Annotated in this window: 26 protein-coding genes; 4 read left to right on the forward strand and 22 right to left on the reverse strand. The window is 68.6% G+C overall.

Annotated features, from left to right (window positions below):
- Positions 1-369: 369 nt before the first annotated feature.
- Positions 370-1632 (reverse strand): UDP-N-acetylglucosamine 1-carboxyvinyltransferase, encoded by a 1263-nt coding sequence (gene murA / locus AC1DU4_RS08620; protein WP_477838918.1) that lies wholly within the window; start codon positions 1630-1632, stop codon positions 370-372.
- Positions 1633-1690: 58 nt separating this feature from the next.
- Here murA and AC1DU4_RS08625 point away from each other — a divergent pair, with 58 nt between their 5' ends.
- The gene (locus tag AC1DU4_RS08625) at positions 1691-2278 is read left to right on the forward strand and encodes a cob(I)yrinic acid a,c-diamide adenosyltransferase (protein ID WP_477838920.1); all 588 of its coding nucleotides are present in this window, start codon (positions 1691-1693) and stop codon (positions 2276-2278) included.
- A gap of 72 nt (positions 2279-2350) precedes the next feature.
- Here the strand turns inward: AC1DU4_RS08625 and AC1DU4_RS08630 are convergent, their stop codons facing one another.
- The 13 genes from AC1DU4_RS08630 to prmC form a co-directional block, all read right to left on the reverse strand.
- Positions 2351-2773, reverse strand: a complete 423-nt coding sequence (locus AC1DU4_RS08630) for a DUF2550 domain-containing protein (RefSeq protein WP_477838922.1) — start codon at positions 2771-2773, stop codon at positions 2351-2353.
- Positions 2774-2827: 54 nt separating this feature from the next.
- Positions 2828-3196, reverse strand: coding sequence for a F0F1 ATP synthase subunit epsilon (locus tag AC1DU4_RS08635; RefSeq protein ID WP_072846395.1), 369 nt, complete (start codon positions 3194-3196; stop codon positions 2828-2830).
- A 6-nt stretch (positions 3197-3202) separates the two neighbouring features.
- Entirely contained in the window at positions 3203-4648 is a 1446-nt protein-coding gene (atpD, locus tag AC1DU4_RS08640; protein WP_477838924.1) for a F0F1 ATP synthase subunit beta, read from the reverse strand.
- A 4-nt stretch (positions 4649-4652) separates the two neighbouring features.
- Positions 4653-5624: a F0F1 ATP synthase subunit gamma gene (locus AC1DU4_RS08645; RefSeq protein WP_477838926.1), complete on the reverse strand. Its 972-nt coding sequence runs from the start codon at positions 5622-5624 to the stop codon at positions 4653-4655.
- Between the two features lie 49 nt (positions 5625-5673).
- A complete protein-coding gene (gene atpA / locus AC1DU4_RS08650) occupies positions 5674-7317 on the reverse strand; it encodes a F0F1 ATP synthase subunit alpha (RefSeq protein WP_072846398.1) in 1644 nt (547 codons plus the stop codon).
- Between the two features lie 70 nt (positions 7318-7387).
- Positions 7388-8212 carry a F0F1 ATP synthase subunit delta gene (locus tag AC1DU4_RS08655; RefSeq protein WP_477838928.1) on the reverse strand — a complete coding sequence of 275 codons (825 nt, stop codon included), beginning with the start codon at positions 8210-8212 and terminating at the stop codon, positions 7388-7390.
- Between the two features lie 5 nt (positions 8213-8217).
- Positions 8218-8778 carry a F0F1 ATP synthase subunit B gene (locus tag AC1DU4_RS08660; protein WP_477838930.1) on the reverse strand — a complete coding sequence of 187 codons (561 nt, stop codon included), beginning with the start codon at positions 8776-8778 and terminating at the stop codon, positions 8218-8220.
- Between the two features lie 4 nt (positions 8779-8782).
- Positions 8783-9034: an ATP synthase F0 subunit C gene (locus tag AC1DU4_RS08665; protein WP_477838932.1), complete on the reverse strand. Its 252-nt coding sequence runs from the start codon at positions 9032-9034 to the stop codon at positions 8783-8785.
- 70 nt (positions 9035-9104) lie between these two features.
- Positions 9105-9830: a F0F1 ATP synthase subunit A gene (gene atpB / locus AC1DU4_RS08670; protein WP_477838934.1), complete on the reverse strand. Its 726-nt coding sequence runs from the start codon at positions 9828-9830 to the stop codon at positions 9105-9107.
- Between the two features lie 425 nt (positions 9831-10255).
- On the reverse strand, positions 10256-10708 hold the full coding sequence (locus AC1DU4_RS08675) for a hypothetical protein (RefSeq protein WP_477838936.1): 453 nt from the start codon (positions 10706-10708) through the stop codon (positions 10256-10258).
- 17 nt (positions 10709-10725) lie between these two features.
- Positions 10726-11847: a glycosyltransferase family 4 protein gene (locus AC1DU4_RS08680; protein WP_092776441.1), complete on the reverse strand. Its 1122-nt coding sequence runs from the start codon at positions 11845-11847 to the stop codon at positions 10726-10728.
- 118 nt (positions 11848-11965) lie between these two features.
- Positions 11966-12634, reverse strand: coding sequence for an L-threonylcarbamoyladenylate synthase (locus tag AC1DU4_RS08685; protein WP_477838938.1), 669 nt, complete (start codon positions 12632-12634; stop codon positions 11966-11968).
- 82 nt (positions 12635-12716) lie between these two features.
- Complete coding sequence (prmC, locus tag AC1DU4_RS08690) at positions 12717-13616, reverse strand: peptide chain release factor N(5)-glutamine methyltransferase (protein WP_477838940.1); 900 nt, start codon at positions 13614-13616, stop codon at positions 12717-12719.
- Between the two features lie 132 nt (positions 13617-13748).
- Between prmC and AC1DU4_RS08695 the strand changes: the two genes are divergently transcribed.
- Positions 13749-14204 carry a hypothetical protein gene (locus AC1DU4_RS08695; RefSeq protein WP_477838941.1) on the forward strand — a complete coding sequence of 152 codons (456 nt, stop codon included), beginning with the start codon at positions 13749-13751 and terminating at the stop codon, positions 14202-14204.
- 27 nt (positions 14205-14231) lie between these two features.
- Here AC1DU4_RS08695 and prfA read toward each other — a convergent pair whose 3' ends face one another.
- The 8 genes from prfA to argS all read right to left on the reverse strand — a co-directional run bounded on the left by prfA (position 14232) and on the right by argS (position 24803).
- Positions 14232-15311, reverse strand: a complete 1080-nt coding sequence (prfA, locus tag AC1DU4_RS08700; RefSeq protein WP_477838943.1) for a peptide chain release factor 1 — start codon at positions 15309-15311, stop codon at positions 14232-14234.
- 181 nt (positions 15312-15492) lie between these two features.
- Entirely contained in the window at positions 15493-15726 is a 234-nt protein-coding gene (rpmE, locus tag AC1DU4_RS08705) for a 50S ribosomal protein L31 (protein ID WP_027503018.1), read from the reverse strand.
- A gap of 170 nt (positions 15727-15896) precedes the next feature.
- Positions 15897-17981, reverse strand: a complete 2085-nt coding sequence (gene rho, locus AC1DU4_RS08710; RefSeq protein WP_477838946.1) for a transcription termination factor Rho — start codon at positions 17979-17981, stop codon at positions 15897-15899.
- A 396-nt stretch (positions 17982-18377) separates the two neighbouring features.
- Positions 18378-19310, reverse strand: coding sequence for a homoserine kinase (gene thrB / locus AC1DU4_RS08715; RefSeq protein WP_477838948.1), 933 nt, complete (start codon positions 19308-19310; stop codon positions 18378-18380).
- Between the two features lie 29 nt (positions 19311-19339).
- Positions 19340-20428 (reverse strand): threonine synthase, encoded by a 1089-nt coding sequence (thrC, locus tag AC1DU4_RS08720; protein ID WP_477838949.1) that lies wholly within the window; start codon positions 20426-20428, stop codon positions 19340-19342.
- Positions 20421-21734 carry a homoserine dehydrogenase gene (locus tag AC1DU4_RS08725; protein WP_477838951.1) on the reverse strand — a complete coding sequence of 438 codons (1314 nt, stop codon included), beginning with the start codon at positions 21732-21734 and terminating at the stop codon, positions 20421-20423. The genes thrC and AC1DU4_RS08725 overlap by 8 nt, the downstream gene beginning before the upstream one ends.
- Complete coding sequence (lysA, locus tag AC1DU4_RS08730) at positions 21727-23154, reverse strand: diaminopimelate decarboxylase (RefSeq protein ID WP_477838953.1); 1428 nt, start codon at positions 23152-23154, stop codon at positions 21727-21729. Before lysA ends, AC1DU4_RS08725 begins: the two co-directional genes overlap by 8 nt.
- On the reverse strand, positions 23151-24803 hold the full coding sequence (argS, locus tag AC1DU4_RS08735; RefSeq protein ID WP_477838955.1) for an arginine--tRNA ligase: 1653 nt from the start codon (positions 24801-24803) through the stop codon (positions 23151-23153). Before argS ends, lysA begins: the two co-directional genes overlap by 4 nt.
- 123 nt (positions 24804-24926) lie before the next feature.
- Here argS and AC1DU4_RS08740 point away from each other — a divergent pair, with 123 nt between their 5' ends.
- Together AC1DU4_RS08740 and AC1DU4_RS08745 are read left to right on the forward strand one after the other, a co-directional pair.
- Positions 24927-25841, forward strand: coding sequence for a DUF3105 domain-containing protein (locus tag AC1DU4_RS08740; protein WP_477838957.1), 915 nt, complete (start codon positions 24927-24929; stop codon positions 25839-25841).
- Positions 25834-26562 carry a DUF305 domain-containing protein gene (locus AC1DU4_RS08745; protein ID WP_477838959.1) on the forward strand — a complete coding sequence of 243 codons (729 nt, stop codon included), beginning with the start codon at positions 25834-25836 and terminating at the stop codon, positions 26560-26562. Before AC1DU4_RS08740 ends, AC1DU4_RS08745 begins: the two co-directional genes overlap by 8 nt.
- The last annotated feature ends 64 nt before the right edge of the window (positions 26563-26626 follow it).

Consider the following 26626-nt stretch of genomic DNA (forward strand, 5'->3'; position numbering starts at 1 on the left):
GCTGGATGTTCTGGCTGAAAAGGGGTTCTTGTCAGGCTTTCGACGTCCTACCTCGTGTCCCGTACCTCTCGGTCCGGGTCGGTGTCCGTGTCGCTCTGACTCGACAAAAGTTACGTGAGCGTGAACCCCGAAGCAAATCGCCAGGTCACGCGCATCGGCCGGCCGCATCGCTCCAGGTCAGCGCCCGACCACCGGTCCGAATTCCGTTCTGAACCGCAGATTCGGGCGGTGTGACGCCGACCACCCTGCCCCGTGGGCCGGCGCCGAGGCCCCTGCAAGTGCCCCGGCATGCAAGAAGGGCACCGCCGCCCGCAGCCGCGAGAGGTGGTGCCCTTCTTCGTTCATGTGCAGGTGACGGGACCGAATCCGTCAGCCGGCGTCGGTGACCCGGACGATGTCGCCGCCGAGCGCCGAGAGCTTCTCGACGAACATCGGGTAGCCGCGATCGATGTGGTAGACGTCGTGGACCTCGGTGGTTCCGTCCGCGACCAGGGCGGCGAGCACCAGGCCCGCGCCGGCGCGGATGTCCGAGGACCACACCGGCGCACTCGACAACCGGGTGATCCCGCGGACCACGGCATGGTGTCCGTCGGTCCGGGCGTCGGCACCCAGGCGGATCATCTCCTCCACGAACCGGAACCGGGCCTCGAAGACGTTCTCGGTGATCATCGACGTCCCGTCCGCGACCGCGGCCAGGCCGATCGCCATCGGCTGCAGGTCGGTGGGGAATCCGGGGAACGGCAAGGTCGCGAAGTTGACCGCCTTCGGCCGCGACTCCTGGACCACCCGGAAACCGTCGGCCTCGGGTGTGACCTCGGCGCCGGCCGCTCGCAGCTTGTCCAGCACCAGCGACAGGTGCTTCGGGTTCACCCCGCGCACCCGGACGTCGCCCCGCGTCATCGCAGCGGCGATCCCCCAGGTCGCGGCGACGATCCGGTCGCCGATCACCCGGTGCGTCGTCGGCTCCAGCCGGCGCACCCCCTGAATGGTCAGGGTCGACGAACCGGCGCCCTCGATCCGGGCTCCCATCCGCGCCAGCATGTTGCACAGGTCGACGATCTCGGGCTCGCGCGCGGCGTTGTCGATCACCGTCTCGCCCTTGGCCAGGACCGCCGCCATCAGGATGTTCTCGGTGGCGCCGACAGACGGGAACGCCAGCCGGATCTGCGCACCGTGCAGGTCGTCGGCCTCCGCGACGAGGCAGCCGTGCTGGATCTCGCTGCGCGCGCCGAGCAGTGCCAAGCCGGTCTGGTGCATGTCGAGCGGGCGTGACCCGATCGCGTCGCCGCCCGGCAACGCCACCACCGCACGCCGGCACCGTGCCACCAGCGGCCCGAGCACACAGACCGAGGCCCGGAACTGCGTCACCGCCGGGAAGTCGGCGTGGAACTTCGGCTCGGCGGGCGTCGTGATCCGCACTGTGTCGCCGTCGAGTTCGACGTCGCAGCCCAGTCCGCGCAGGACCTCGGCCATGTACGGCACGTCGAGGATGTCGGGGCAGTTGGTGATGACGGTGGTGCCCTCGGCCAGCAGGGCCGCGGCCATCAACTTGAGCACGCTGTTCTTCGCGCCACCCACCGAGACCTCACCGGTCAGTCTGTTGCCACCGGTGACAAGAAAGCGTTCACTCACAGTTCGACAGCCTAGTCAGGTCCCCCGGCGCCGGATGCCACGCCGGTACCGTGACGGCATGGCAGTCCACCTCACCCGCATTTACACCCGCACCGGCGACGACGGCACGACGGGGCTCAGCGACTTCTCCCGGGTCTCGAAGAACGACCCGCGACTGATCGCCTACGCCGACTGCGACGAGGCCAACGCATGCATCGGCGTGGCACTCGCGCTCGGCGAACCGAGTCCGCAGATCACGTCGGTGCTCCGCCAGATCCAGAACGACCTGTTCGACGCCGGCGCGGACCTGTCCACTCCGGTGGTCGAGGATCCGAAGTACCCGCCGCTGCGGGTGACCCCGGCCTACGTCGAGCGACTCGAGGCCTGGTGCGACGAGTTCAACGAGCCGCTGGCCCCGCTGAACTCGTTCATCCTCCCGGGCGGCACCGTGCTGGCGGCGCAGTTGCATGTCGCCCGGACGGTGACGCGGCGGGCGGAGCGGGCGGCCTGGGCAGCGGTCGATGCCAGCCCCGCCGACACCAGTGTGCTGTCGGCGAAGTACCTCAACCGGCTCTCGGACCTGCTGTTCATCCTCGGCCGGGTGGCCAATCCGGACGGCGACGTGCTGTGGCAGCCGGGTGCGGGCGGTACCGATTCCGACGCCTGACCGCATCGGCACCTGCCCCTACACACAAGAGAACCCCGACCGGATTCGGTCGGGGTTCTTGTTTCGTCGGCGTCAGGCGGGCCGGCCGCGCATGGAGCGGCCGTCCGGGCGCGACTCCACCCAGGAGAGGAAGGCGGTGAGCGCACCGCGGTCGAGGGCAACCTCGTAGCTGCGCTCGCCGTCGACCACCGACAGGATCAGGATCTCGTCGGTCATGATGTCGTACTCGGTCTCGCGGGGACCGCGCCGCTCACCCAGCTCGATGCCCTGCCGGTCCAACCGGATGTCCGGTCCGGGCCGCAGGCTCGACAGCTTGAGGAAGACGAGACTGTTCTCGCCGTACCGGATGACGCCGTGCCGCCAGCCGTGCCCGGCCGCGGCGGGTGTCACCCGGAGAATCGCCGCGGTCCCGCCGCGGCGCAGAACGCTCAGTCGATACACGAAAGCCGCGACGAGCGCCGCGAGCAGGACAACCAGAACGAAGAGAACTGTCACTCCGATTGTCACTGCCCGTGGCCCTGCTCGTCGCGGCTGTCTGTGTCTACCGGGTCAGGCCCGCTCGACGGCGCGCAGGCGCCCCTTGGCGATCGCGATCGCCTCGAGGTCGTCCTGCGTCTCCGCGAGCACTGCCTTGGCGGCCTCCACGTCGATGTCGCCGGCAAAGTCCGCGGACTCGGCCAGGATCGTCACCGAGGTGCCGGTCACGGAGAGGAAGCCACCGTGCACCGCGGCGACGACGCGGTCGCCCTCGCCGGTGGTGATGGCGACGACACCCGCCTCGACCAGCTGACCGAGGACCGGCTCATGTCCGTACATGATGCCGATCTCGCCCTCGGTGGTCTGGGCGCTGACGAGCGTCGCCGTGCCCGACCACAGACGCCGCTCGACGGCGACGAGCTCAACGGTCATCTCAGCCATGGTCGACTACTTCCCTGCGATCTTCTTGGCAGCGGCCTCGACGTCGTCGAGTCCACCGCAGCTGTTGAACGCCTGCTCGGGCAGGTGGTCGAACTCGCCCTTGCAGACACGGTCGAACGCCTCGATGGTGTCCGCGAGCGGCACCACGGAGCCGGCCTCGCCGGTGAACTTCTCGGCGACGATGAAGTTCTGACCGAGGAACTTCTGGATGCGGCGCGCGCGGCCGACGAGGATCTTGTCCTCKTCCTGCAGCTCGTCCATACCCAGAATGGCGATGATGTCCTGCAGTTCCTTGTACTTCTGCAGGATCCGCTTGACCTCGTTGGCGACGCGGAAGTGCTCCACGCCGACAATGCCGGGCTCGAGGATGCGCGAGGTCGACGTCAGCGGGTCCACAGCGGGGTAGATACCCATCTGCGAAATCGGACGCGAGAGCTCGGTGGTCGCATCGAGGTGCGCGAAGGTGGTCGCCGGTGCCGGGTCGGTGTAGTCGTCGGCGGGCACGTAGATCGCCTGCAGCGAGGTGATCGAGCGGCCACGGGTCGAGGTGATGCGCTCCTGGAGCTCACCCATCTCGTCCGCGAGGGTCGGCTGGTAACCCACGGCCGAAGGCATACGACCCAGCAGGGTCGAGACCTCGGAACCGGCCTGGGTGAACCGGAAGATGTTGTCGATGAAGAGCAACACGTCCTGGTTCTGCACATCGCGGAAGTACTCCGCCATGGTCAGTGCCGACAGGGCGACGCGCATACGCGTTCCCGGCGGCTCGTCCATCTGGCCGAAGACAAGGGCGGTGTCCTGGAGGACGCCCATCTCTTCCATCTCGAGGTGTAGGTCGGTGCCCTCACGGGTCCGCTCACCGACGCCTGCGAACACCGAGGTGCCGGAGAACTCGCGGGCGATACGGGTGATCATCTCCTGGATCAGAACGGTCTTGCCGACACCGGCACCACCGAACAGACCGATCTTGCCGCCCTTGACGTACGGGGTCAGCAGGTCGATGACCTTGATGCCGGTCTCGAGGATCTCGGTCTTGCCCTCGAGCTGATCGAAGGCGGGGGGCTTGCGGTGGATGCCCCACTGCTCGCCGTCGCGACCGAGGCCCGGGGTGTCGAGGCAGTCACCGAGGGCGTTGAACACGTGGCCCTTGACGACGTCGCCGACGGGAACCGAGATCGGCTTGCCGGAGTCGACGACCGCGGTGCCGCGCACCAGGCCGTCGGTGGGCTGCATCGAGACGGTGCGCACCAGGTTGTCGCCCAGGTGCTGCGCCACCTCGAGGGTCAGCGTCTTCGCGACCGTCGGCAGAGTGACCTCTGCGTTCAGGGCGTTGAACAGTGCGGGAACGGCGCCGCGCGGGAACTCAACGTCCACAACGGGACCGATGACCCGCACGACTCGGCCGGCGGTTGCCGCACCGTTCGCGTTGGTTTGGGTTACTGCTGCGGTCATGTGTCTAGTCACTTCCTGCGCTCGAGGCGAGCGCATTCGCGCCACCGACGATCTCGCTGATTTCCTGGGTGATCTGGGCCTGGCGCACCTGGTTTGCCTGACGGCTCAGGGTGTTCACCAGCTCGTTGGCGTTGTCCGTGGCCGCCTTCATGGCGGTCCGACGTGACGCCGACTCCGACGCCGCGGCTTCGAGCAGCGAGGAGTAGATGCGGGTGTTGATGTACTTCGGCAGCAGCGCCGACAGCAACACACCCGCTTCGGGCTCGAAGTCGTACTGCGCGGTGGGATGAGCACCGTTCGAGTCGGTGAGCATGTCCTCGCCGAGCTCGAAGTTCTCGTCCTGGTACGCCACCTCGAGCGGAGCCATCCGCCGGACCTCCGGCGTCTGGGTCAGCATCGACACAAAGCGGGTGTAGACGATGTGAAGCTCGTCGACGCCCTCGATGGTGCCCTCGCCGTTGTACGCCGGAACCTCGTTGCCCGAGCCGGCCATGAACAGCTCGACCAGGTGACGGCTCGCCCGTGCGGCGTCCGCGTAGCCCGGGTCCTGCGAGAACCCGGTCCACGAACCCTTCAGGTCCCGGTCGCGGAAGGTGTAGTACGTCAGACCCTTCGCGCCGAGCACGTACAGCACCGGCTCCTTGCCCTCGCTGCGCAGCAGCGCGAACAGCTCCTCGGCCTCCTTGAGGACGTTGGAGTTGTAGCCGCCACACATGCCGCGGTCACTGGTGACCACGAGCACGGCCGCACGCTTCGGGTTCGCCCGCTCGTTGAGCAACGGGTGGTCGAGCGATCCCGAGGCACTCGYCAGCGCGGAGAGCACCTTGGTGATCTCCTCGGCGTACGGCTTGGAAGCCGCGACCCGAGTCTGCGCCTTGGTGATGCGGGAGGTAGCGATCAGCTCCTGCGCCTTGGTGATCTTCTTGGTCGAGTTGACTGACTTGATACGTGAGCGCAGTTCGCGCAGGCTTGCCATCTACTCAGTCACACTCCCTTCCCACAAGTCGAGGACACGGCAGTCACGCTCACTTGGTGACGTGCTTGCGCGTGACGGAAACCTGCTCCTGGCTGACCTCGTCGGCACCCAGTGCGCTGGCCTCGGCCTCGTTGACCACGCGGCTGCCGTCCGACGCCAGGAAGCCCTGCTTGAACTTGTCGGTCGCCGCCACGAGGGCCTTGGTCGAGTCCGCGTCGAGAGCCTTGCCGCCCTTGATCGCCTCGTAGACGCCGGCCGCGTTGCGGTGCAGGTCCTCGAGCAGCTCCGCCTCGAACCGGCGGACATCGCCGACCGGCACGGAGTCGAAGACACCCTCGCCCGCGAGGTAGATCGAGATGATCTGGTCCTCGACGGCAATCGGGGAGTACTGGTCCTGCTTGAGCAGCTCGACCAGACGCTGGCCGCGCTCGAGCTGGGCCTTGGAGGCGTCGTCCAGGTCGGAGGCGAAGGCGGAGAACGCCTCCAGCTCACGGAACTGTGCGAGCTCCAGACGCAGCGAACCGGAGACCTTCTTCATGCCCTTGGTCTGCGCGGCGCCACCGACTCGGGAGACCGAGATACCGACGTTGATCGCGGGGCGGATGCCCTTGTTGAACAGGTCGGACTCGAGGAACACCTGACCGTCGGTGATGGAGATGACGTTGGTCGGGATGTAGGCCGAGACGTCGTTGGCCTTGGTCTCGATGATCGGCAGCGCGGTGAGCGAGCCACCACCGAGGGCGTCGGACAGCTTCGCCGAGCGCTCCAGCAGACGGGAGTGCAAGTAGAAGACGTCACCCGGGTACGCCTCGCGGCCCGGCGGGCGACGCAGCAGCAGCGAGATGGCGCGGTACGCCTCGGCCTGCTTGGTCAGGTCGTCGAACACGACCAGGACGTGCTTGCCCTGGTACATCCAGTGCTGGCCGATGGCCGAACCGGTGTACGGCGCGAGCCACTTGAAGCCGGCGGAGTCGGAGGCCGGGGCGGCGACGATGGTGGTGTACTCCATCGCGCCCTGCTCCTCGAGCGCCTGCTTGACGCCGGCGATGGTGGAGCCCTTCTGACCGATGGCGACGTAGATGCAGCGGACCTGCTGCTTCGGGTCGCCGGTCGCCCAGTTGGCCTTCTGGTTGAGGATGGCGTCGACGCAGACCGCGGTCTTGCCGGTCTTACGGTCGCCGATCACCAGCTGGCGCTGGCCACGGCCGATCGGGGTCATCGCGTCGATGGCCTTGATGCCGGTCTGCAGCGGCTCCTCGACCGGCTGGCGCTCCAGCACGGACGCGGCCTGCAGCTCCAGCGCGCGGGTCTCGGTGGTCTCGATCTCGCCGAGGCCGTCGATGGGCTGGCCCAGCGGGTTCACGACGCGTCCGAGGAACGCATCGCCCACCGGCACGGACAGCACGTCGCCGGTGCGCTTGACCTGCTGGCCCTCCGCGATGTGCTCGTAGTCACCCAGGATGACGGCACCGATCTCGGTGGCATCCAGGTTCAGTGCCACGCCGAGGACGCCGCCGGGGAACTCCAGCAGTTCGTTGGCCATTGCCGAAGGCAGGCCGGTGACGTGCGCAATGCCGTCACTGGTGTCGGACACCGCTCCGACCTCCTCGCGGGAGGCCTCCGGGGAGTAGCTCGCGGTGTAGTTGTCGATCGCGCTACGGATCTCGTCGGAGGAGATCGTCAGCTCCGCCATGTTCTTCCTGCTCTCGGTATCTGGTCTTCGAATTGATCTGGAGGTTGGTGCTGCGAGGCGCAGCGCCGGACTACTTGAGGTTCTTGCGCAGCGTCGCGAGTCGTCCCGCCGCGCTGCCGTCGATGACCTCGTCGCCCACGCGAACCACGAGACCGCTGAGGAGCTCGGGATCGACCTCCACGTGCACGGTGACCGGCTTCCCGTAGGTCCGGGTCAGGGTCGCGGCGAGCCGCTCCACCTGTGCGCTCGACAGCGGCGAGGCGCTGCGCACGTGCGCAACGGCCTTGTCACGTCGGGCCGCGGCCAGCTCGGACAGCTCGTTGAATGCGTCCGCCGGGGCGGTGCGCAGTCGACCGGCTGCCTGGATGGCCAGCGCCTCGGTCACCGCGGTGACCTTGCCGTACAGCAACTTCGACAGCATCTCGCGCTTGGCCGCAGTAGGCCGGGCCCGATCGGACAGGGCCTGCTCGAGCGCGGGGTTACCCGCGACGATGCGACCGAGCCGGAAGAGCTCGTCCTCGACGGTGTCCAGCTGGTTCTGGTCGTCGGCCGCGCGAAGCAGCGACTCCCGTCCCAGCAGCACCAGCGAGTTCCGAAGGTCGGCGGAGCTGGACCAGTCCTGGCCCGCCGCTGCCTTCAGAGTCGCCAGCGTCTCGGCGGAAACCTTCGCCGAGAACACCTGCTCGGCCAGCCCCTGCCGCACAGCCGCGGGGGCCGACGGATCGGCCAGTGCGGCGCGCAGCGTGCGCTGGCCGTCGAGGGTCTCGACCGCCGTGAACAGCTCTGCGCCGGTCTGTGCCGCAGCCGCAGTCGCCGCGCCGGCCGAGACTCCGGCCAGCGCTGAATCCAGGACGCTCCTCGTATGAGTCAGCGCCTCACGGCTTGCTGCGTACATGGTGCTCACTTTCCGGCTGCGGAGTTCGCGCTGACGGTGTCCAGTTCACTGAGGAAACGGTCGATCGTGCCGGCCCGCTTGACGTCGTCGGAGAGCGACTCCCCGATGACCTTCTCGGCGAGGTCGACCGCGGTGCGGCCGAGATCGCTGCGCAGTTCGGCCACGATCTGCTGACGCTGCGCGGCGAGCTGGCTGCTGCCGGCGGCGACGATGCGGTCGCTTTCCTCCTGGGCCTGGACCTTCATCTCGGCGATGATCTGCTGACCCTGGGTGCGGGCATCCTCGCGGATGGCCGCTGCCTCGGTACGAGCCTCGGCGAGCTGGGCGCGGTACTGCTCCAGCGTCTCCTTGGCCTCCACCTGGGCCTCTTCGGCACGCTTGATGCCGCCTTCGATCTGGTCGCTGCGCTCGGCCAGCACCTGCTGGAACTTCGGAAGGATGAACTTCCAGAAGGCAAAACCGATGATGACGATGCAGACCGTCGACCACACGATGTCGTAAGTCTCGGGGAGGAGGGGATTGATGTTCTCCGCCTCCGAGGCTGYGATCACTGCAATGTTCGACATTCGATCAGCCGAACAGGAAGCCGGCGACGATACCGATCAGCGCGAGGGCCTCGGTGAATGCAATACCGAGGAACATGTTGGTGCGGATCTGGCCGGAGAGCTCGGGCTGACGCGCGATGCCCTCGATGGCCTTACCGACGACGATACCCACGCCGATGCCGGGGCCGATGGCCGCGAGACCGTAGCCGATGGCGCCGTAGCCCTTGCCCGTGGTGGTCTGCTCAACCGCGGCCTGTGCCAGGTACGAGAGGCTCATGTGGTGTTCCGTTCCCTTTCTGTTGCCCCTTGCCGGGATCGGCGAGGGGTCAGGTTTGTGTGTAGTGCGGTCAGTGCGAGTCGGCGTGGAGCGCCAGGTCGATGTACACGGCGGTCAGCAGGGCGAATACGTACGCCTGCAGGAAGATCACCAGCAACTCGAAGAGGGTGAATCCGAAGCCGGCTGCCAGCGAGAACACACCGAAGATCTTCATTCCGGCCGCAGCCTCGAAGAAGAAGAACTGGGTGGCGCTGAAGAACAGCACGAGCATGAGGTGGCCGGCCAGCATGTTCGCCATGAGACGGACGGTGAGCGTGAACGGCCGAAGGATGAAGGTCGAGATGAACTCGATCGGGATCAGGATCACGTGCAACGCAATCGGTACGTCAGGAACAACGATGCTGCTCTTGATGTACTTGAAGAAGCCGTACTTCTTGATACCGACGTAGTTGAAGGTGATGTACGCGATCGCGGCAAGCACRATCGGCATACCGATCCGCGCATTCGGCGAGATGTTCAGCAGCGGAATGATGCTGGACACGTTCATGAAGAGCACCGCGAAGAAGATCGTCGCCAGGACCGGCAGGAAACGCTTGCCCTGTTCCTTGCCGAGGATCTCGTCGGCGATCTGGTCCTTGACGAACGCGAGCCCCATCTCGGCCACGTTCTGGACGCCGCGCGGGATCAGCCGCGGGCTGCGCATCGCGATCGCGAAGAAGGCGAGCAGCACGACCGTCATGAGGATGCGGATGAGCATCAGTCGGTCGAGCTCGAAGGGGGTCCCCTCGAACAGCACAGCGGGAGGGAAGAAGTCTGCAAGTGACGGCGGATGGAACTCCGCGGCCAGGGTCGTGACGCTCAGCGGTCTCTCCCGTAGTCGTGGCCGCAGGCGGCATCGCCTGCGGTTCGATCGGACATTGACGAAACAAGTCGACAAGGTCGGCTCGCGTATTCGTCAGCAGCTGTGAGCCCGTTCCAGGGCTCGTGCGTCTGTCGGTGTCGGCGGACTGTCGTCGACTCGGCGACCACCCCACGACGCTCCGGTCATGTCGAAATCCAACATGCGAAACCGTCGATCGGGGCCACCTGTGCGGTTGCGGGACGACGCGGAATTGCGAGATTTGCGTCGTTCCTACCCTCGCTTGGGCATGACCCTATCAAGACATCTACGACGTTGTGTAGACAGGGTCCCCGCAAAACAAATTACTACAGGCTGTCGTACTACTTCCCGTCGGAATCGGGCTCCTCGGAGGCGGGCACGACGTACGGCACCTTGATCTTGAGCAGCCCGTAGGTCTCGGCGCCGAGGACGATGATCAGGGCCAGCACCATGACGATGGCCAGCGCGCCCTTGCTGTAGAAGTCCATCCCCTTGAGGATGCCCAGCACCAGGATCGCCAGGATCATCTTGAGCAGCCAGCTGCCCAGCAGGACCGCACCCGAGGTGGCCGGTGGGAGCTTCTCGGTGAACAGGACGGCGAGCGCGGTGCAGAGCACGAAGCCTCCGCCGACCGCGACGCCGATGAGCGCACCCCACAGCCCGGCCCAGCCGGCGACCAGGCTCGCCACGATCGACCCGACCACCGCGAGGGCGATCAGGCCGAAGATGCCGTACCGCACCGCGGCGCGGAGCGGGGCGGACTGGTCGGGCACTGGGTTCGGAGAAAAAGTCACGGTCCAAGCCTAGCTGGCTACGCCTGCCGGTCCCGATCCCGTCCGTGGTCCTGCTGCACCCGCAGCGAGGGGACGGCCGTGACCACCAGCGCGAACACCAGTCCGCCGGCGAGCAGCAGCACCACCAACCGGCGGTCGATCAGCGCCGATCCCACCGCACCGAACGCCAGCACACCCACCCACAAGTAGATGAGCAGGACGACCCGCCGATGCGAGTGCCCGATCTGCAGCAGGCGGTGATGCAGGTGCATCTTGTCCGGACTGAACGGACTGCGACCGGCCATGGTGCGACGAATCACCGCGAGCAGCAGGTCCAGGACCGGGATGAACATCACCGCGCCCACCAGCAGCAGCGGGGTGAGCAGGCCCAGGATGTCGCGAGAACCGTAGGCGTTGAGCGAGATCCGCCCGGACGCACTGGTCGAGATCGCGGCGAGCATCAGGCCGATCAGCATCGAACCGGAGTCGCCCATGAAGATGCGGGCCGGTTGGAAGTTGTGCGGGAGGAAGCCGAGGCAGGCACCGGCCAGCGCGGCCGCGAGCATTGCCGGCGGGTACGCGCTCACGTCACCACCCTGCTCGTGCAACAGCCCGACGGAGAACACGCAGATCGCCACCGAGGAGATCAGGCCCAGTCCCGCGGCGAGGCCGTCCAGGCCGTCGACGAAGTTCATCGCATTGATCATCACCACCGCGACCAGGACGGTGAACAGTCCGGCCTGGAGTTGGTCGAGGATCAGCGTGGTGCCGCCCCAGGGCAGGTACAGCGCGAACCAGCTGACCCCCATCACCACCAGCACGCCCGCGGCGGTGACCTGGCCGACGAACTTGGTGAGGGCGTCGAGGCCCCAGCGGTCGTCGACGACGCCGACCAGCACGATCAGCAGGCCCGAGACCAGCGCGGCCGGGATGTCCTGGGTGTTGTACTCGAATCCCCTGGCCAGGGCGGGCAGTTGCTGCGCGAAGAGCAGCGCGACCGCGAACCCGAGGTACATGCCGATCCCGCCGAGCCGCGGTGTCGGCGTGACGTGCACGTCACGATCGCGTGGGACCGCGACCGCGCCGAACCGGATCGCGAACAGCCGCACGGCGCCGGTGGCGAGGAAGGTGACCACGGCCGCGGTGAACAGCACCAGCATCAGTTCCCGCAACGGCACGCCGGCGCCGCGATTGGACTGCGCCTCGAACGCCGATCCGGCCAGAAGTACGGTATCGGCGGCGATCACGTCGACGACGGTACCCGCAGATGCGTCGCCGTCATCCCGCCGCGCCCCCGCCGACCAGGGACTCCACCGGCACGCCGAGCACCTCGGCGACGGCGGCCGCCGGCACCGCGCCCTCCCGCAGGATCCGGGGCTCGTCCGCGGTCAGGTCCACGATCGTCGACGCCACCGCGTGTTCGGCCGGTCCCCCGTCCAGGTACACGCTGGCCGCCGCGCCGAGCTGGTCACGCGCCTGCTCCACCGTGGTCGACGGTGCGTGGCCGGAGATGTTGGCGCTGGAGACCGCGAGCGGTCCCACCTCGCGGAGCAGTTCGATGGCAACCGGGTGCAGCGGCATCCGGAGCATCACGGTGCCCCGGGTGTCCCCCAGGTCCCAGGCCAGCGAGGGTGCCTGTTGCACAACCAGACTCAGCCCGCCGGGCCAGAAGGCGCGGATGAGCTCACGCGCCTGCGGACGGACGTTGAAGACCAGCCCGTCGATGGTGTTCCACGAGCCCACCAGGACCGGCACCGGCATGTCGCGGCCACGTCCCTTGGCGCGCAGCAGGCTGGTCACGGCCTCGCCGTCGAAGGCGTTGGCGGCCAGTCCGTAGAGGGTGTCGGTGGGGACCACCACCAGTCGCCCGGCCTTGAGCGCGTTGGTGGCGGCGGTGATGCCCGCCTCGCGCGAATCGGTTTGCCGGCAGTCGTACACAGTGCTCACATCGTCATCCTTCCATCCGCGCGATTGCGGCCCGACCGACCCCACCACGCCGGGGCCTTCTGCGCCCGGTTTACGGCCTACTTCAGCGGGCGCGGGCCGCCTCGGTCTCGGTCGCGACCCGGCGGGCCACCACGAATCTCGGCTTGCCCGCGAGGTCGGAATGCTCTGCGACGTCACCGAACACCCGGCGCTCGGCCAGCATGGCCGCGACCTGGGCGCCATTTGTGTCGTCGTGTTCGATGGCGAGCGCGCCGCCGATGCGCAGCCAGCGCGCGATGTTGGAGACCATCGGGGTGATGACCGACAGCCCGTCCGGACCGCCGAACAACGCGAGGGCCGGGTCGTGCTCGGCCACCTCCACGTCCAGTTGCGCGCCGGACGGGATGTACGGGGGGTTGGACACCACCACGTCCACCCGTCCCTCCAGTTCGGTGAGCAGGCCGCGGTCCGTCACGTCGCCCTGGTGCAGGGTGATCGGGGTGTCGCCGTCCCGGGCGCGGGTGTCGGCGTTGCGCCGCGCCCAGGCCAACGCGCCGGGGTCGAGCTCCACGGCGTGAACCACCGCGTCCGGACGCGCATGGGCCAGCGCCAACGCCAGCGCACCGGAGCCGGTGCACAGGTCCAGGACCACCGGACGCTCGCCGGCGGTGCCCTCCAGGACGGCCAGCGCCCAAGCCAGCAGCAGCTCTGTCTCCGGCCGCGGCACGAACACCCCAGGCCCCACCTGCAGGTCGATCTCACCCATCGAGGCCACACCGGTGATGTGCTGCAACGGAATTCGCTCGGCACGACGGGCGACCAGCGCACGGTACTCCTCGATCACCTCGGCGTCGACGAGCGGCACCAGGCCTAGTCGGCCCCGCTCGACGCCCACCACGTGGGCCGCGAGAAGTTCCGCGTCGATGCGTGGGCTGTGCACGCCGGCCTCCTCGAGGAGACGGGTGGCTTCGAGGATCGCTAGGCGCAGGGGTTGACGGCTCACGCGGTCAGCCTGCCACGCCGTCACGAAGCAGACACGTACAGGTCACGAACCACGCGGACCGTCTGACGAAGCGCGCGGACCGCCGCAAACCTCGATACGGTCGGCTGGTCGGGACAATGGAAAGGAACTCTTGTGTACGAGTCACGATTCATCGCCCGCACGGTCGCCGCCGCGGCACTCGGCGGCGCGGCCGTCCTGGCAGCTCCCGGGCCGGCCTCCGCGAAACTGATCGATGTGCAGCCGGCCCCCCTGTTCTGCGCGGGAGGCATCGCCCCGGTCCAGTCGCTCACGCACGCCGACAACGACAAGATCGAGCCCGACGACCTGCTGTTCGTCGTCAACGAGCAGGGCAAGACCGGCCCCAATGTCAACTGGATCAACGTCAACACCGGCGAGACCGGAGCCGGCGTGATGGCCCCCGAGAAGGACATCCTCAACGCACCGGCACTGCTCGTCGAACCCGAGGGCGGCACCGCGATCACCGCCGTGTGGGGCACGTACGAGAACCCGAAGGGCGAGAACTGCTTCCTGCTGCCGGGCATCGACGTCAGCCAGCTGGCCGGCGAGCCCGAGGGGCCCGCCGACTGACCGACCCGGTGGACCGGCCGCGGCGAGTCACTCCGCCGCGAGCCTGGCCTCTCGGTCCGACTTGCCGAGCGCGTCGAGCAGCGCGTCGAGGTCGCCGTCGAGCACCGCGTCCAGGTTGTGTGCCTTGAACCCGATCCGGTGGTCGGTGATCCGGTTCTCCGGGTAGTTGTAGGTGCGGATGCGCTCGGAGCGGTCGACGGTGCGGACCTGGCTCTGGCGTCCGGCGGAGGCCTCGTCCGCGGCGGCCTCCTCGGCCGCGGCCTGCAGCCGGGCAGCGAGCACCTGCATCGCACGCGCCTTGTTCTGCAGCTGCGAACGCTCGTTCTGACAGGTCACGACGATGCCGGTGGGCAGGTGGGTGATCCGGACCGCGGAGTCGGTGGTGTTGACGCCCTGCCCGCCCTTGCCGGACGAGCGGTACACGTCGATGCGCAGATCGGTCTCGTCGATCTGCACCTCCTCGACCTCATCGGGCTCGGGGTAGATGAGCACGCCGGCGGCGGAGGTGTGCACGCGCCCCTGGGACTCGGTCACGGGAACCCGCTGCACGCGGTGCACGCCGCCCTCGAACTTGAGCCGGGCCCAGACGCCGTCCCGGGTGTCGCCCTTCGACTTGATCGAGATGGTCGCGTCCTTGTAACCGCCGAGATCCGAGATGGTGGCGTCGAGCACCTCCACCCGCCAGCCGTGCCGCTCGGCGTACCGGACGTACATCCGGGCAAGGTCGGAGGCGAACAGTGCGGATTCCTCGCCGCCCTCCCCCGACTTGACCTCGAGCACCACGTCGTCGCCGTCGTGCGGGTCGCGAGGGGCGAGCAGGTCGGTCAGTGCGACGTCGAGCTCGGCGACCGTGACCTCCAGCTCGGGCAGCTCGGCGGCGAAGCTGGAGTCGTCGGCGGCCAGCTCGCGGGCGGCCTCGAGGTCCTCGCGGGCCGACTGCAGCCTGGTGAGCGTCGCCATCACGGGGGCGAGTTCGGCGAACCGCTTGCCCACCCGTCGCGCGGCGGCGGGGTCGTTGTGCAGCGCCGGATCCGACAACTGCTGCTCGAGGCCGGCGTGTTCGGCCAGGATGTCGTCGATGGCCGACGGCTGGGTGTTGCCCGCCATGGTTGCTCCGCTCTCAGTCTTCTCGCGTGGCACGGACTACTCGCGTGTCATGCCTGTTCTTGCGTGTCGCGCACGCGCCGGTCGTTCCAGGTACCCCAAGTGTGCGCACTCCCCGCGGTACCGCACAAAAAAACCGACGCCCGGCCTGTGAATGAACACAGGACGGGCGTCGGCAGTGAAGCTAGCTGTCGGCGTCGGCCTTCTTGCCGGCGCGCTTGCCGTAGCGAGCCTCGAAGCGCGCGACGCGTCCACCGGTGTCGAGGATCTTCTGCTTGCCGGTGTAGAACGGGTGGCACTGCGAGCAGACCTCGACGTTGATGCGTCCGGACTCCTTGGTGCTGTGGGTCTCGAACGTGTTACCGCAACCGCAGACGACGGTGGTCGCCACGTAGTTGGGGTGAATTCCTGCCTTCATGGTGTCCCTTTCGGTGGTCGCCGGGTCGCCCTCGCCACTCGAGGACGTGAACCGGAACCGGACATGGTTTTGCCGTGCACTCGGCGGATGCCGTGAGACGCGAGGTCTCATTGTGCCAGAGCCGCCTATGTTGTCCTAAACGGCCCTGGCACAACTTCTGTTCCCGACAACTAGTCGTCGCCCATGGCTCCCGGCGCGGTCTTGGAGACCTGCATCAGGAACTCGACATTGCTCTTGGTCTTCTTGAGCCGGTCGATGAGCAGGTCGATCGCCTGGTGCGAGTCCAGACCGGACAGCACCCGGCGCAGCTTGTGCAACACCGCGGCCTCGTCGGGGCTGAGCAGCAGCTCGTCCTTACGGGTACCGGACGGATTGACGTCGACCGCGGGGAACACCCGGCGCTCGGCGATCTTGCGGTCCAGCTTGAGCTCGGCGTTGCCGGTGCCCTTGAACTCCTCGAAGATCACCGTGTCGCCGGTCGAGCCGGTCTCCACCATCGCGGTGGCGATGATCGTCAGCGAGCCGCCGTTCTCGATGTTGCGGGCCGCACCGAGGAAACGCTTCGGCGGGTACAGCGCGGTCGAGTCGACACCACCGGAGAGGATGCGTCCCGAGGCGGGCGACGAGTTGTTGTACGCACGCCCCAGTCGAGTGATCGAGTCGAGCAGCACGACGACGTCCTTGCCCTCCTCGACCAGGCGCTTGGCCCGCTCGATCGCGAGCTCGGCGACCGAGGTGTGGTCTCCCGGCGGCCGGTCGAAGGTGGAGGCGATGACCTCACCCTTCACGCTCCGCTGCATGTCGGTGACCTCTTCGGGACGCTCGTCGACCAGGACGACCATGAGGTAGCACTCAGGGTTGTTGGTCGCGATGGCGTTCGCGATGGCCTGCAGGACGCTGGTCTTACCGGCCTTCGGCGGGCTGACAATCAGGGCACGCTGGCCCTTGCCGATCGGCATCACCAGGTCGATGACGCGGGTGGTGAGGATGTTCGGCGTGGTCTCGAGCCGCAGCCGCTGGTTCGGGTACAGCGGGGTGAGCTTGCCGAACTCGGGGCGACGCTTCGCCGCCTCCACGTCGCCACCGTTGACGGAGTCGATGCGGACCAGCGGGTTGAACTTCTGACGCTGGCTGCTGCCCGGGGCCTCGCCCTCGCGGGGAACGCGGACGGCACCGGTGATGGCGTCACCGCGACGGAGCCCGTTCTTGCGGATCAGGTTCATCGACACGTAGACGTCGTTCGGACCGGCCAGGTAACCGGAGGTCCGCACGAAGGCGTAGTTGTCCAGCACGTCGAGGATGCCGGCGACCGGCTGCAGGACGTCGTCCTCGCGGATCTCGGGCTCGCGCTCGCGGTTGTCCGCGCCGCCACCCTCGCCGCGGTCACGCCCACGACGACGCTCGCGGAAGCGCCGACCCCGACGGCCGCGACCTTCTCCGTCGTCCTCGCCGCCGCGGTCGTTGCGGTCACCACGCGGGCCGTTGTTGCCCTGGTTGCGATCGCCCTGGTTGCGGTCACCCTGGTTGCGGTCACCCTGGCTACGGTCACCCTGGCTACGGTCACCCTGGCTACGGTCACCCTGGCTACGGTCACCCTGGTTGCGATCGCCCTGGCTACGGTCACCCTGGTTGCGATCACCCTGGTTGCGGTCGCGACGGTTGCGCTCGCCGCGCTCACCCTGCTGGGACTCGCTGCCCTGCTGCTCGGTGCCGGTCGAGGCGTTCTCGCCCTGCTCGGCGGAACCGGCGGCCCGGGAGGCGCCGCGACGCTGACGGCCACGACGACCGCCCTGCTCGCCCTCGCCGGACTGCTCGCCCTCGGCGCGAGCCGAATCCGGAGCCTGAGTCGGCGCGGACACGGCGGCCGGAGCCTGAGCGGCGGGCGCCTGAGTGGCGGCGGGCGCCTCGACCTTGGCCGGAGCCTCGGTCGCGACGGCTGCAACCGCGGGTGCCTCGACCACGGTCTTGACGGCCTTGTTCGCCGCCGGGGCACCGCCCTGACGGTCCTTGATGGCCGCGATCAGGTCGCCCTTGCGCATGCCGGAGGTGCCCTTGATGCCGAGTTCGCCGGCGAGCCCGCGCAGTTCGGCGAGCACCATTCCGGACAGGCCCGCACCGCGGCGCGCATCGGCACGCTTGGTTGCGGCGGCCACGGCAGGGGCCGATTCTGAAGTCTGTGAACCGCTCTTCTCACTCGTCACGGCGGAAGCCGCAGAATCGAGCGCAGGAGGAGCGATCAGGTCCGTATCGGTCACGGAGATCCTTTCCTTCCCTCGCTCGCGCGTCGCAAAGTCGAGGGTTCGTCCCGAAGTTCAGTTCATACACTGAACCCGGATGTGCCGGACGTGTTCGCTGGATGGAACTTTCGGCTCGTCCGCCCCCGTGGGCCCGCATGCAGGCACATTTTCCGATCCATCACCGCAGAGAGATTCGCGAGAGGACCAAGCCAGGAACGCGCACCCGCAATTCGACGCTTCCGTTATTCGGAGAGCTCCGGAATTCGGGAGTTGATTGCCCTGGTAGAGCACCGGCGACTGACGCGCACGATGGGCGGACGATCCCCACAATAGCCGCGAACTGGATGCTCGGCAAGGTCCCGCCCTGCCGGTGTGCCCACCGCCACGATCGACGACCTGCCGAGCGGGGTCCGGTCAGTGAACCTGCACGCCGTCCGACACCTCGAGATCGAGCACGCGCAGCCCCTCCGCCTCCGCACGCCGGCGGAGTTCGTCGGGCAGCGCCGCGGTGGTCAGGGCCAGTACGGTCGGCCCGGCACCGGAGACCACCGCGGCGATGCCGTGCTCACGCAGCGTGGCGATCCACCGGGTCGTGACCGGCAGCGCCGAGGCCCGCTGCCGCTGGTGCAGCCGGTCCTCGGTCGCGCTCATCAGCAGCTCGGGACGCTCGGTGAGGGCGACCACGGCGAGCGCCGCCCGGCTCACGTTGAAGGCGGCGTCGGCGTGCGGGACCTGCTCCGGCAGCATCCCTCGGGTGTGCGCGGTGGACGAATGCTCGGACGGCACCAGTGCCACGATCCGAATGTCCGGGTGTACCTCGAGACGTGCGGCGAAGTACTGCTGCGGGCCGTCGGCAACCGTCGGCGCCTCGGACCACGAGACCACGGCGCCGCCGAGCACGCTGGCCGATGCATTGTCCGGATGCCCCTCGAACTCGGAGGACAGCTGCACCAGCTGCGCGGCGGTCAGCGCCAACGCGGGATCGAGGAGGGACACCAGCCCGTTGGCCGCGGCGAGCCCGCCGACGGCCGCGGACGCGGACGACCCGAGTCCACGAGAGTGCGGAATCACGTTGCGGCAGACCACGTCCAGGCCGCCGGCCCAGACGCCTGCGACCTCGAGGCCACGCTCGATCGCCCGCACCACGAGGTGCGAGGGGCCCCATGGCACGTCCTCGGCACCCTCGCCCTCGACCCGAACCGTCAGGCCGGCCGCGGTCGTCGTCACCGTGATCTCGTCGTAGAAGCCCAGCGCCATGCCCAGGGTGTCGAATCCGGGGCCGAGGTTGGCCGTCGACGCGGGTACCCGCGCCGTGACGGTCAACCCCGCCGGCAATGTCTGAGTCACTACGCCCTCTTCGATCCGCGAAGTGGCCACTAGACCAGCTCGAGCGCCGCGGCCACCGCCACCGGGTCGACCGGGATGGGCTGCACGGCAGGCATTCCCGCCAGCGCCGTGTCGGGGTCCTTGAGGCCGTTGCCGGTCACGGTGCACACCACGGTCAGGCCGGAGTCCAGCCAGCCCTCCTTGCGCGCGGCCAGCAGGCCGGCCACGGACGCCGCGGAGGCGGGCTCGACGAAGACGCCCTCGGTGCGGGCGATCAGCCGGTACGCCTCGAGGATCTCCTCGTCGGTGGCCGCCCGGAACGCGCCGTCGGACTGCTCCTTGGCGTTGACCGCACCGTCCCACGAGGCGGGCGAACCGATCCGGATCGCGGTGGCGATGGTCTCCGGGTCCTTGACCGGGGCACCGTGGACCAACGGGGCGGCACCGGCGGCCTGCACACCGAGCATCCGCGGACGCACCGAGGTGATGCCGTCGGCGTAGTACTCGGAGTAGCCGCGCCAGTACGCGGTGATGTTGCCGGCGTTGCCGACGGGCAGCGCGTGCACGTCGGGCGCCTTGCCGAGCGCGTCGCAGATCTCGAACGCCGCGGTCTTCTGCCCCTCGATGCGGACCGGGTTCACCGAGTTGACCAGGCCGATGGTCGGGAACTCGGCGGTGGTCTTGCGTGCCAGCTCCAGGCAGTCGTCGAAGTTGCCCTCGACCTGGATGATCTTGGCGCCGTGCATGACGGCCTGGGCCAGCTTGCCCATCGCGATCTTGCCCTGCGGCACCAGCACCGCACAGGTCATCTTCGCGACCGCCGCGTAGGCGGCGGCCGAGGCGGACGTGTTGCCGGTCGACGCGCAGAGCACGGCCTTCTGGCCACGGGCGAGCGCGTCGGTGACGGCCATGGTCATGCCACGGTCCTTGAACGAGCCGGTGGGGTTGAGCCCCTCGACCTTGAGGTACACGTCGCACCCGGTGAGCTCCGAGAGGTGCCCGGCGGGCAGCAGCGGGGTGCCGCCCTCCCGCAGCGTGATCGTCTTCCAGTTCGGGCCGATGGCGAGCCGGTCCCGGTACGCCTCGATCAGTCCGGGCCAGGGGGTGTGGACGGGCGTGTGCTGGCGGGGGCTATTCACTGGAACCTTCCAATCGGAGAACGCTGGTGACTGCGGTGACGAATTCGAGCTTGGCAAGGGCGGCAACGGTTTCCGACAGGTCTGCGTCGCTGGCCCAGTGGGTGACGACGATCAGCCGGGCACCGTTGCCGGCGCCCTCCTGCCGCACCGTGGAGATGCTGACGTCGTGCTTGGCGAACTCGGCCGCGACGGCCGAGAGCACGCCGGCACGGTCCGCGACCTCCATGTTGACGTAGTAACGGGTGGGGATCTCGCCGATGGGCGCGATCTTGAGGTCGGCGTACTTCGACTCGCGGGGGCCACGGCCGCCGTGCACCTTGTTGCGAGCCGCCATCACCAGGTCGCCCATCACGGCCGACGCGGTCGGCGCCCCGCCCGCACCCTGACCGTAGAACATCAGGCGGCCCGCCGCCTCGGCCTCCACGACGACCGCGTTGAACGCACCGTTCACCGAGGCCAGCGGATGGTCGTTCGGCACCAGTGCCGGGTAGACGCGCGCCGAGATGCGCTCCTCGCCCGCCTCGTTGGTGATGCGCTCACAGATCGAGAGCAGCTTGACGGTGCACCCCAGCGACTTGGCCGCCTCGAGGTCCGCCGACGTGATCTTCGAGATGCCCTCGCGGTAGACGTCGGCCGCGGTGACCCGGGTGTGGAACGCGATCGAGGCGAGAATGGCAGCCTTGGCCGCCGCGTCGAAGCCCTCGACGTCGGCGGTCGGGTCCGCCTCCGCGTAGCCGAGCCGGCCCGCCTCGGCGAGCGTGTCGGCGTAGTCGGCGCCGGTCTCGTCCATTGCGGAGAGGATGAAGTTGGTGGTGCCGTTGACGATTCCGGCGACCTTGTTGACGCGGTCGCCGGCCAGCGACTGGGTCAGCGGCCGGATCACCGGGATCGCGCCCGCGACCGCGGCCTCGAAGTACAGGTCGGCCCGCTGCTTCTCCGCGGCCTCGGCGAGTTCCCCGGTGTAGTCGGCCAGCAGCGCCTTGTTCGCGGTCACCACGGACTTGCCCGCGTTGAGCGCGGCCAGGATCAGCTTGCGGGGCACCTCGATGCCACCGATCACCTCGACGACGATGTCGACGTCGTCGCGGGCGACGAGCGAGTCGGCATCCGTGGTCAACAGCTCGGCAGGGACCCCACGGTCACCCTCGACGCTGCGGACCGCGATGCCGCGCAGCACCACCGGGGCGCCGACACGGGACTCGAGCTCGCGGGCGTGGTCGCGCAGAATCCGTACGACCTCACTGCCCACGTTGCCGAGGCCGAGGACCGCCACGCCGATCGTTGCGGCGCCGTTCGGTTCAGTCATGTTGCCTAACCTCCAAGCTGAGCAGATCTTCCACTGTCTCCCTGCGCAAGACGAGTCGGGACTCGCCGTCACGGACCGCGACCACTGCAGGCCGGGTCAACAGGTTGTAGCGGCTGGACATCGAGTAGCAGTATGCGCCAGTGGCGGCGACGGCAAGGAGATCTCCCGCGCCCACGTCCTCCGGCATCCAGGTGTCACGGATGACGATGTCACCGCTCTCGCAGTGCTTCCCCACCACCCGCGCGACGACCGGCTCGGCCGAGCTCTCCCGCGAGACCAGCCGGGCGTCGTACTCGGCCTGGTAGAGCGAGGTCCGGATGTTGTCGCTCATCCCGCCGTCCACGCTCACGTAGCGGCGAGTCGCGTTGCCGTCCAACCGGACGTCCTTGATGGTGCCCACCTCGTAGAGGGTCACCGTGCCGGGTCCGGCGATCGCGCGGCCGGGCTCGACCATCAGGGTCGGCGCGGACAGCCCCGCGGCGGCGGACTGGTCCGCGACGATCTTGGTCAGCTTCGCCGCCAGCTCGTCCACGGGGGGCGGGTTGTCGCTCGGCAGGTACGAGATGCCCAGTCCACCACCGAGGTCGACGATCGTGACCTGGGCGCAGCGCTCCGCGCCGAACTCGTTCTCCATCTCGCGGAGCAGCCCGATCACCCGGTGCGCGGCGAGTTCGAAACCGTCGACCTCGAAGATCTGCGAGCCGATGTGGCTGTGCAGACCGACGAGTCGCAGGTTGGCCGCGGCGAACACCGCGCGCACGGCGTCCATCGCCGCGCCGCCGGAGAGCGAGAAGCCGAACTTCTGGTCCTCGTGCGCGGTCGCGATGAACTCGTGGGTGTGCGCCTCGACGCCCACCGTGACGCGGATCAGGACGTCCTGGACCGCACCGAGTTCACCGGCGACGGCGTCGAGGCGGCCGATCTCCTGCATCGAGTCCACCACCACGTGCCCCACCCCGGCGGAGACCGCGGACCGCAGCTCGGAGACGGACTTGTTGTTGCCGTGCATGGTGATTCGCTCGGCCGGGAAACCTGCGTGCAGCGAGACCATCAGCTCGCCGCCGGACGCGACGTCCATCGACAGCCCCTCGTCGGCGACCCAGCGGGCGATCTCGCCGCACAGGAAGGCCTTCGACGCGTAGTGCACACGGTCGGCGGAACCGAAGGCCCGGGCCATGTCGCGGCAGCGGGACCGGAAGTCGTCCTCGTCGATCACGAACAGCGGCGTGCCGTACTCCTCGGCGAGCTCGGTGACGGCCACCCCGGCGAGCCGGACCACACCGTCCTCGCCGCGGCTGGCACCGCGCGGCCACACCGCCTCGGGCAGGTCGGTCATCTCCCCGGGCGCGACGGGACGCGGCGGCAGGCCCGGCGCGTGCGGGATCTCGGCGTGTCGCGGTCCGGCGGGATGCGTGCTCACATCCGCTCCGGGGCGCTGACGCCGAGCAGGCCGAGGCCGTTGGCGAGGGACTGACGGGTGGCACTGCACAGGGCCAGGCGCGCGGTGTTCAGCTCGCCGGCGACCTCGTCGCCCTGCGGCAGCACCCGGCACTCGGAGTAGAAACGGTGGTAGGCACCGGCCAGCTCCTCGAGGTAGCGGGCGATTCGGTGCGGTTCACGCAGGTCAGCGGCGGCGGACACGACCTTCGGGAAGTCGCCGATGGTTCGGATGAGCTCGCCCTCCCGGTCGTGGGTCAACAGTTCCAACTTGGGATTGTCGGTGGCCAGGCCGAGTTCCGCGGCGTTTCGGGTCAGCGAGGCGAGTCGCGCGTGTGCGTACTGCACGTAGTAGACGGGATTCTCGCTCGTCGTGCTCGCCCAGAGCTCGAGGTCGATGTCGAGGCTCGAGTCCACCGAGGAGCGGATCATCGCGTACCGGGCGGCGTCGACGCCGATCGCCTCGACGAGGTCGTCGAGGGTGATCACGGTGCCGGCCCGCTTGCTCATCTTCACCGCGACGCCGTCGCGCACCAGGTTCACCATCTGCCCGATCAGCACCTCGACGGTGTCCGGGTCGTCACCGAACGCCGCGGCCGCGGCCTTGAGCCGGCCGATGTAGCCGTGGTGGTCGGCGCCGAGCATGTAGATGCACAGGTCGAATCCGCGCGAACGCTTGTCCTGGAAGTAGGCGATGTCGCCGGCGATGTAGGCGGCGTTGCCGTCGGACTTGATGACGACGCGGTCCTTGTCGTCACCGAAGTCGGTGCTCTTGAGCCACCAGGCGCCGTCCTCCTCGTAGAGGTTGCCGCTGGTCTTGAGCGTGGTGACGGCCTTCTCCACGGCACCCGACTCGAACAGCGAGTTCTCGTGGAAGTAGACGTCGAAGTCGGTGCCGAACTCGTGCAGGGTCCGCTTGATGTGGTCGAACATCAGCGCGACGCCGATGGACCGGAAGACCTCCTGCTGCTCGTCGTCGGTCAGTGCGAGCGCGTCGGGACGCTGCCGCAGCACCTCCGCGGCGATGTCCGCGATGTAGGCCCCGGCGTAGCCGTCCTCCGGCGCGGGCTCGCCCTTGGCGGCGGCGATCAGCGAACGCGCGTACCGGTCGATCTGCGCACCGTGGTCGTTGAAGTAGTACTCGCGGGTGACGTCCGCACCCTGAGCCGCGAGGATCCGGCCGAGTGCGTCGCCGACCGCGGCCCAGCGGGTGCCACCGAGGTGGATCGGTCCGGTGGGGTTGGCGGAGACGAACTCCAGGTTGACCCGTCGGCCGGTCTGCGCGGTCGAGGCGCCGTAGGCGTCGCCCGCGGCGAGCACCTTCGCCACGATCGCACCCTGCGCGGCGGCCGCCAGGCGGATGTTGAGGAACCCGGGGCCGGCCACCTCGGCGGTCTCGATGCCGTCGGCCGCGGTCAACGCCTCGGCCAGCCAGGTCGCCAGGTCGCGCGGGTTGACGCCCGCTTTCTTGCCCACCTGCATTGCCACGTTGGTCGCGTAGTCGCCGTGTTCCGGGTTGCGCGGGCGTTCGACGGCAAGCGTCGCGGGCAGCACGGACACGTCCAGCTCGCGCGAGGTGAGGACCTCCGCGGCAGTCGCGCGCAGGAGTTCGGCAAGGTCAGCAGGAGTCACAGGTACTTATCCTATGGTCTCGCAGTTCAGAGCCTGCGCTCAGGCATAGAACGTACAGTGGGTGCGCCCACGGGGACGCCCCGTGCCACAGACTGTGTCCCACCACCGAAAGAGCACTCACCGATGCCCAGCGGTTCGGAAAATCGTGACGCCAAGAAGAGTGGCGCCAAGTCAGCCAAGGCGATGAAAGCCGCCAAGAAGAGTTCCGGCGGCGCCAAGACGAAGTCCGGGATGCCGAAGAGGCGCGAGATCCCGTGGATGACGATCGGCGCGGTCGTGGCCGTGCTGGCCCTGGTGGGCCTGCTCGCTTTCAGCCTGGTGCCCAAGTACCAGGACAAGGCCGCGGCCGACAAGTTCGCGCCGTCCGCCGAGAACCCCGACCCGTCCACCGCCATCGACGGCGTCGTGAAGAAGGACTACCCGGCCGCCCTGCACGTCGCCGCGACCCAGCGCGTGGCCTACGACCAGAGTCCGCCGTTCGGCGGCCCGCACGACGCGACCTGGGCCACCTGCACCGGCATCGTCTACCCGACCGCCATCCGCACCGAGAACGCGGTGCACTCGCTCGAGCACGGCGCCATCTGGATCGCCTACAACCCCGACAAGGTCTCGGACGCCGACGTGGACACCCTGAAGTCCAAGGTCGACGGCAAGGCCTACATGCTGATGTCGCCTTACCCGGGCCTGGACTCCCCGATCTCGCTGCAGAGCTGGGGCCACCGGCTCCAGGTGGACAGCGCCGACGACAAGCGGATCAACGAGTTCATCGCCGCACTGCGCCTGAACAACTTCGGCGCGTACCCCGAGAAGGGCGCGAGCTGCTCGACCATCCCGGGCGCGTTCGATCCCGACAACCCGCCGGCATTCGACCCGACCGCACCCGGCCCCGACGCCGTGACCATGGACGGCACGGGCATCACGCCCGACACCGGTGAGCTCGGCGGACTCGAGGGCCTGATTCCCCCGGCCGCACCCGCGGCCCCGGCCCCGGCACCTGCACCCGCACCGGCACCCGCACCGGCGGGCAGCAATGGCTGACCAGCCGCAACAGGCTGAGACCGGCGCCGCGGGGGGCGGGGGCAACGTACGCAGCCAGCGCACGGCCCTCGCCGTGCTGGGCCTGATCGCCGCGATCGCGGTCGGGTTCGGGCTCGGCTTCCTGGCCAACCAGTTCCTGCACGACGAGCAGCCCGCGACCCCGGTCGCGGGCTCGGTCGACGTCGGGTTCGCGCAGGACATGACCGTGCACCACAACCAGGCGGTGGAGATGGCGGCGATCGCGATCGCCAACGCCGAGGACCCCATGGTCCGTGACCTGGCCTACGACATCCTCACCACCCAGCAGAACCAGATCGGCCAGATGACGGGCTGGTTGTCGCTGTGGAACCAGCCGCTGCTGCCGACCGGCGACTACATGACGTGGATGGATTCCGGCCACGACATGTCCGGTCACGGCACGTCCCCGTCCGGCACCGCCGAGCAGCAGTCCGGCATGGCCACCATGCCCGGCATGGCCAGCAGCGAGGACATGGCCGCGTTGCGGCAGGCCCGCGGCGCGGCCGCGGACGTGTTGTTCCTCCAGTTGATGCTGCGCCACCACGAGGGCGGCCTGCACATGATGGAGTACGGCGCCCAGTACGCGGACGTGCCGACCGTCCGCGACCTCGCGCAGACGATGGTCGACACCCAGCAGTCCGAGTCCCACCGGATGACGCAACTGCTCACCGAGAAGGGCGCGGCACCGCTGCCGATGAACTAGTCGGCGAACCAGGCACTGCCGGGCTCGTGCGCACCTCGCCGGTGTGCACGGGCCCGGCGGCGTC

Source organism: Rhodococcus sp. P4_F5 (assembly GCF_056401315.1).

Excerpts from the sequence above, each read along its gene's own strand:
- AC1DU4_RS08625 (WP_477838920.1), top strand. The coding sequence starts at position 1,691 with ATGGCAGTCCACCTCACCCGCATTTACACCCGCACCGGCGACGACGGC.
- AC1DU4_RS08635 (WP_072846395.1), bottom strand. The coding sequence starts at position 3,196 with ATGGCTGAGATGACCGTTGAGCTCGTCGCCGTCGAGCGGCGTCTGTGG.
- atpA (WP_072846398.1), bottom strand. The coding sequence starts at position 7,317 with ATGGCGGAGCTGACGATCTCCTCCGACGAGATCCGTAGCGCGATCGAC.
- AC1DU4_RS08655 (WP_477838928.1), bottom strand. The coding sequence starts at position 8,212 with ATGTACGCAGCAAGCCGTGAGGCGCTGACTCATACGAGGAGCGTCCTG.
- AC1DU4_RS08665 (WP_477838932.1), bottom strand. The coding sequence starts at position 9,034 with ATGAGCCTCTCGTACCTGGCACAGGCCGCGGTTGAGCAGACCACCACG.
- AC1DU4_RS08680 (WP_092776441.1), bottom strand. The coding sequence starts at position 11,847 with ATGCTGGTGCTGTTCACCGCGGCCGTGGTCACCTTCCTCGCCACCGGC.
- prfA (WP_477838943.1), bottom strand. The coding sequence starts at position 15,311 with ATGGCGGGCAACACCCAGCCGTCGGCCATCGACGACATCCTGGCCGAA.
- rpmE (WP_027503018.1), bottom strand. The coding sequence starts at position 15,726 with ATGAAGGCAGGAATTCACCCCAACTACGTGGCGACCACCGTCGTCTGC.
- AC1DU4_RS08725 (WP_477838951.1), bottom strand. The coding sequence starts at position 21,734 with ATGACTGAACCGAACGGCGCCGCAACGATCGGCGTGGCGGTCCTCGGC.
- AC1DU4_RS08740 (WP_477838957.1), top strand. The coding sequence starts at position 24,927 with ATGCCCAGCGGTTCGGAAAATCGTGACGCCAAGAAGAGTGGCGCCAAG.
- AC1DU4_RS08745 (WP_477838959.1), top strand. The coding sequence starts at position 25,834 with ATGGCTGACCAGCCGCAACAGGCTGAGACCGGCGCCGCGGGGGGCGGG.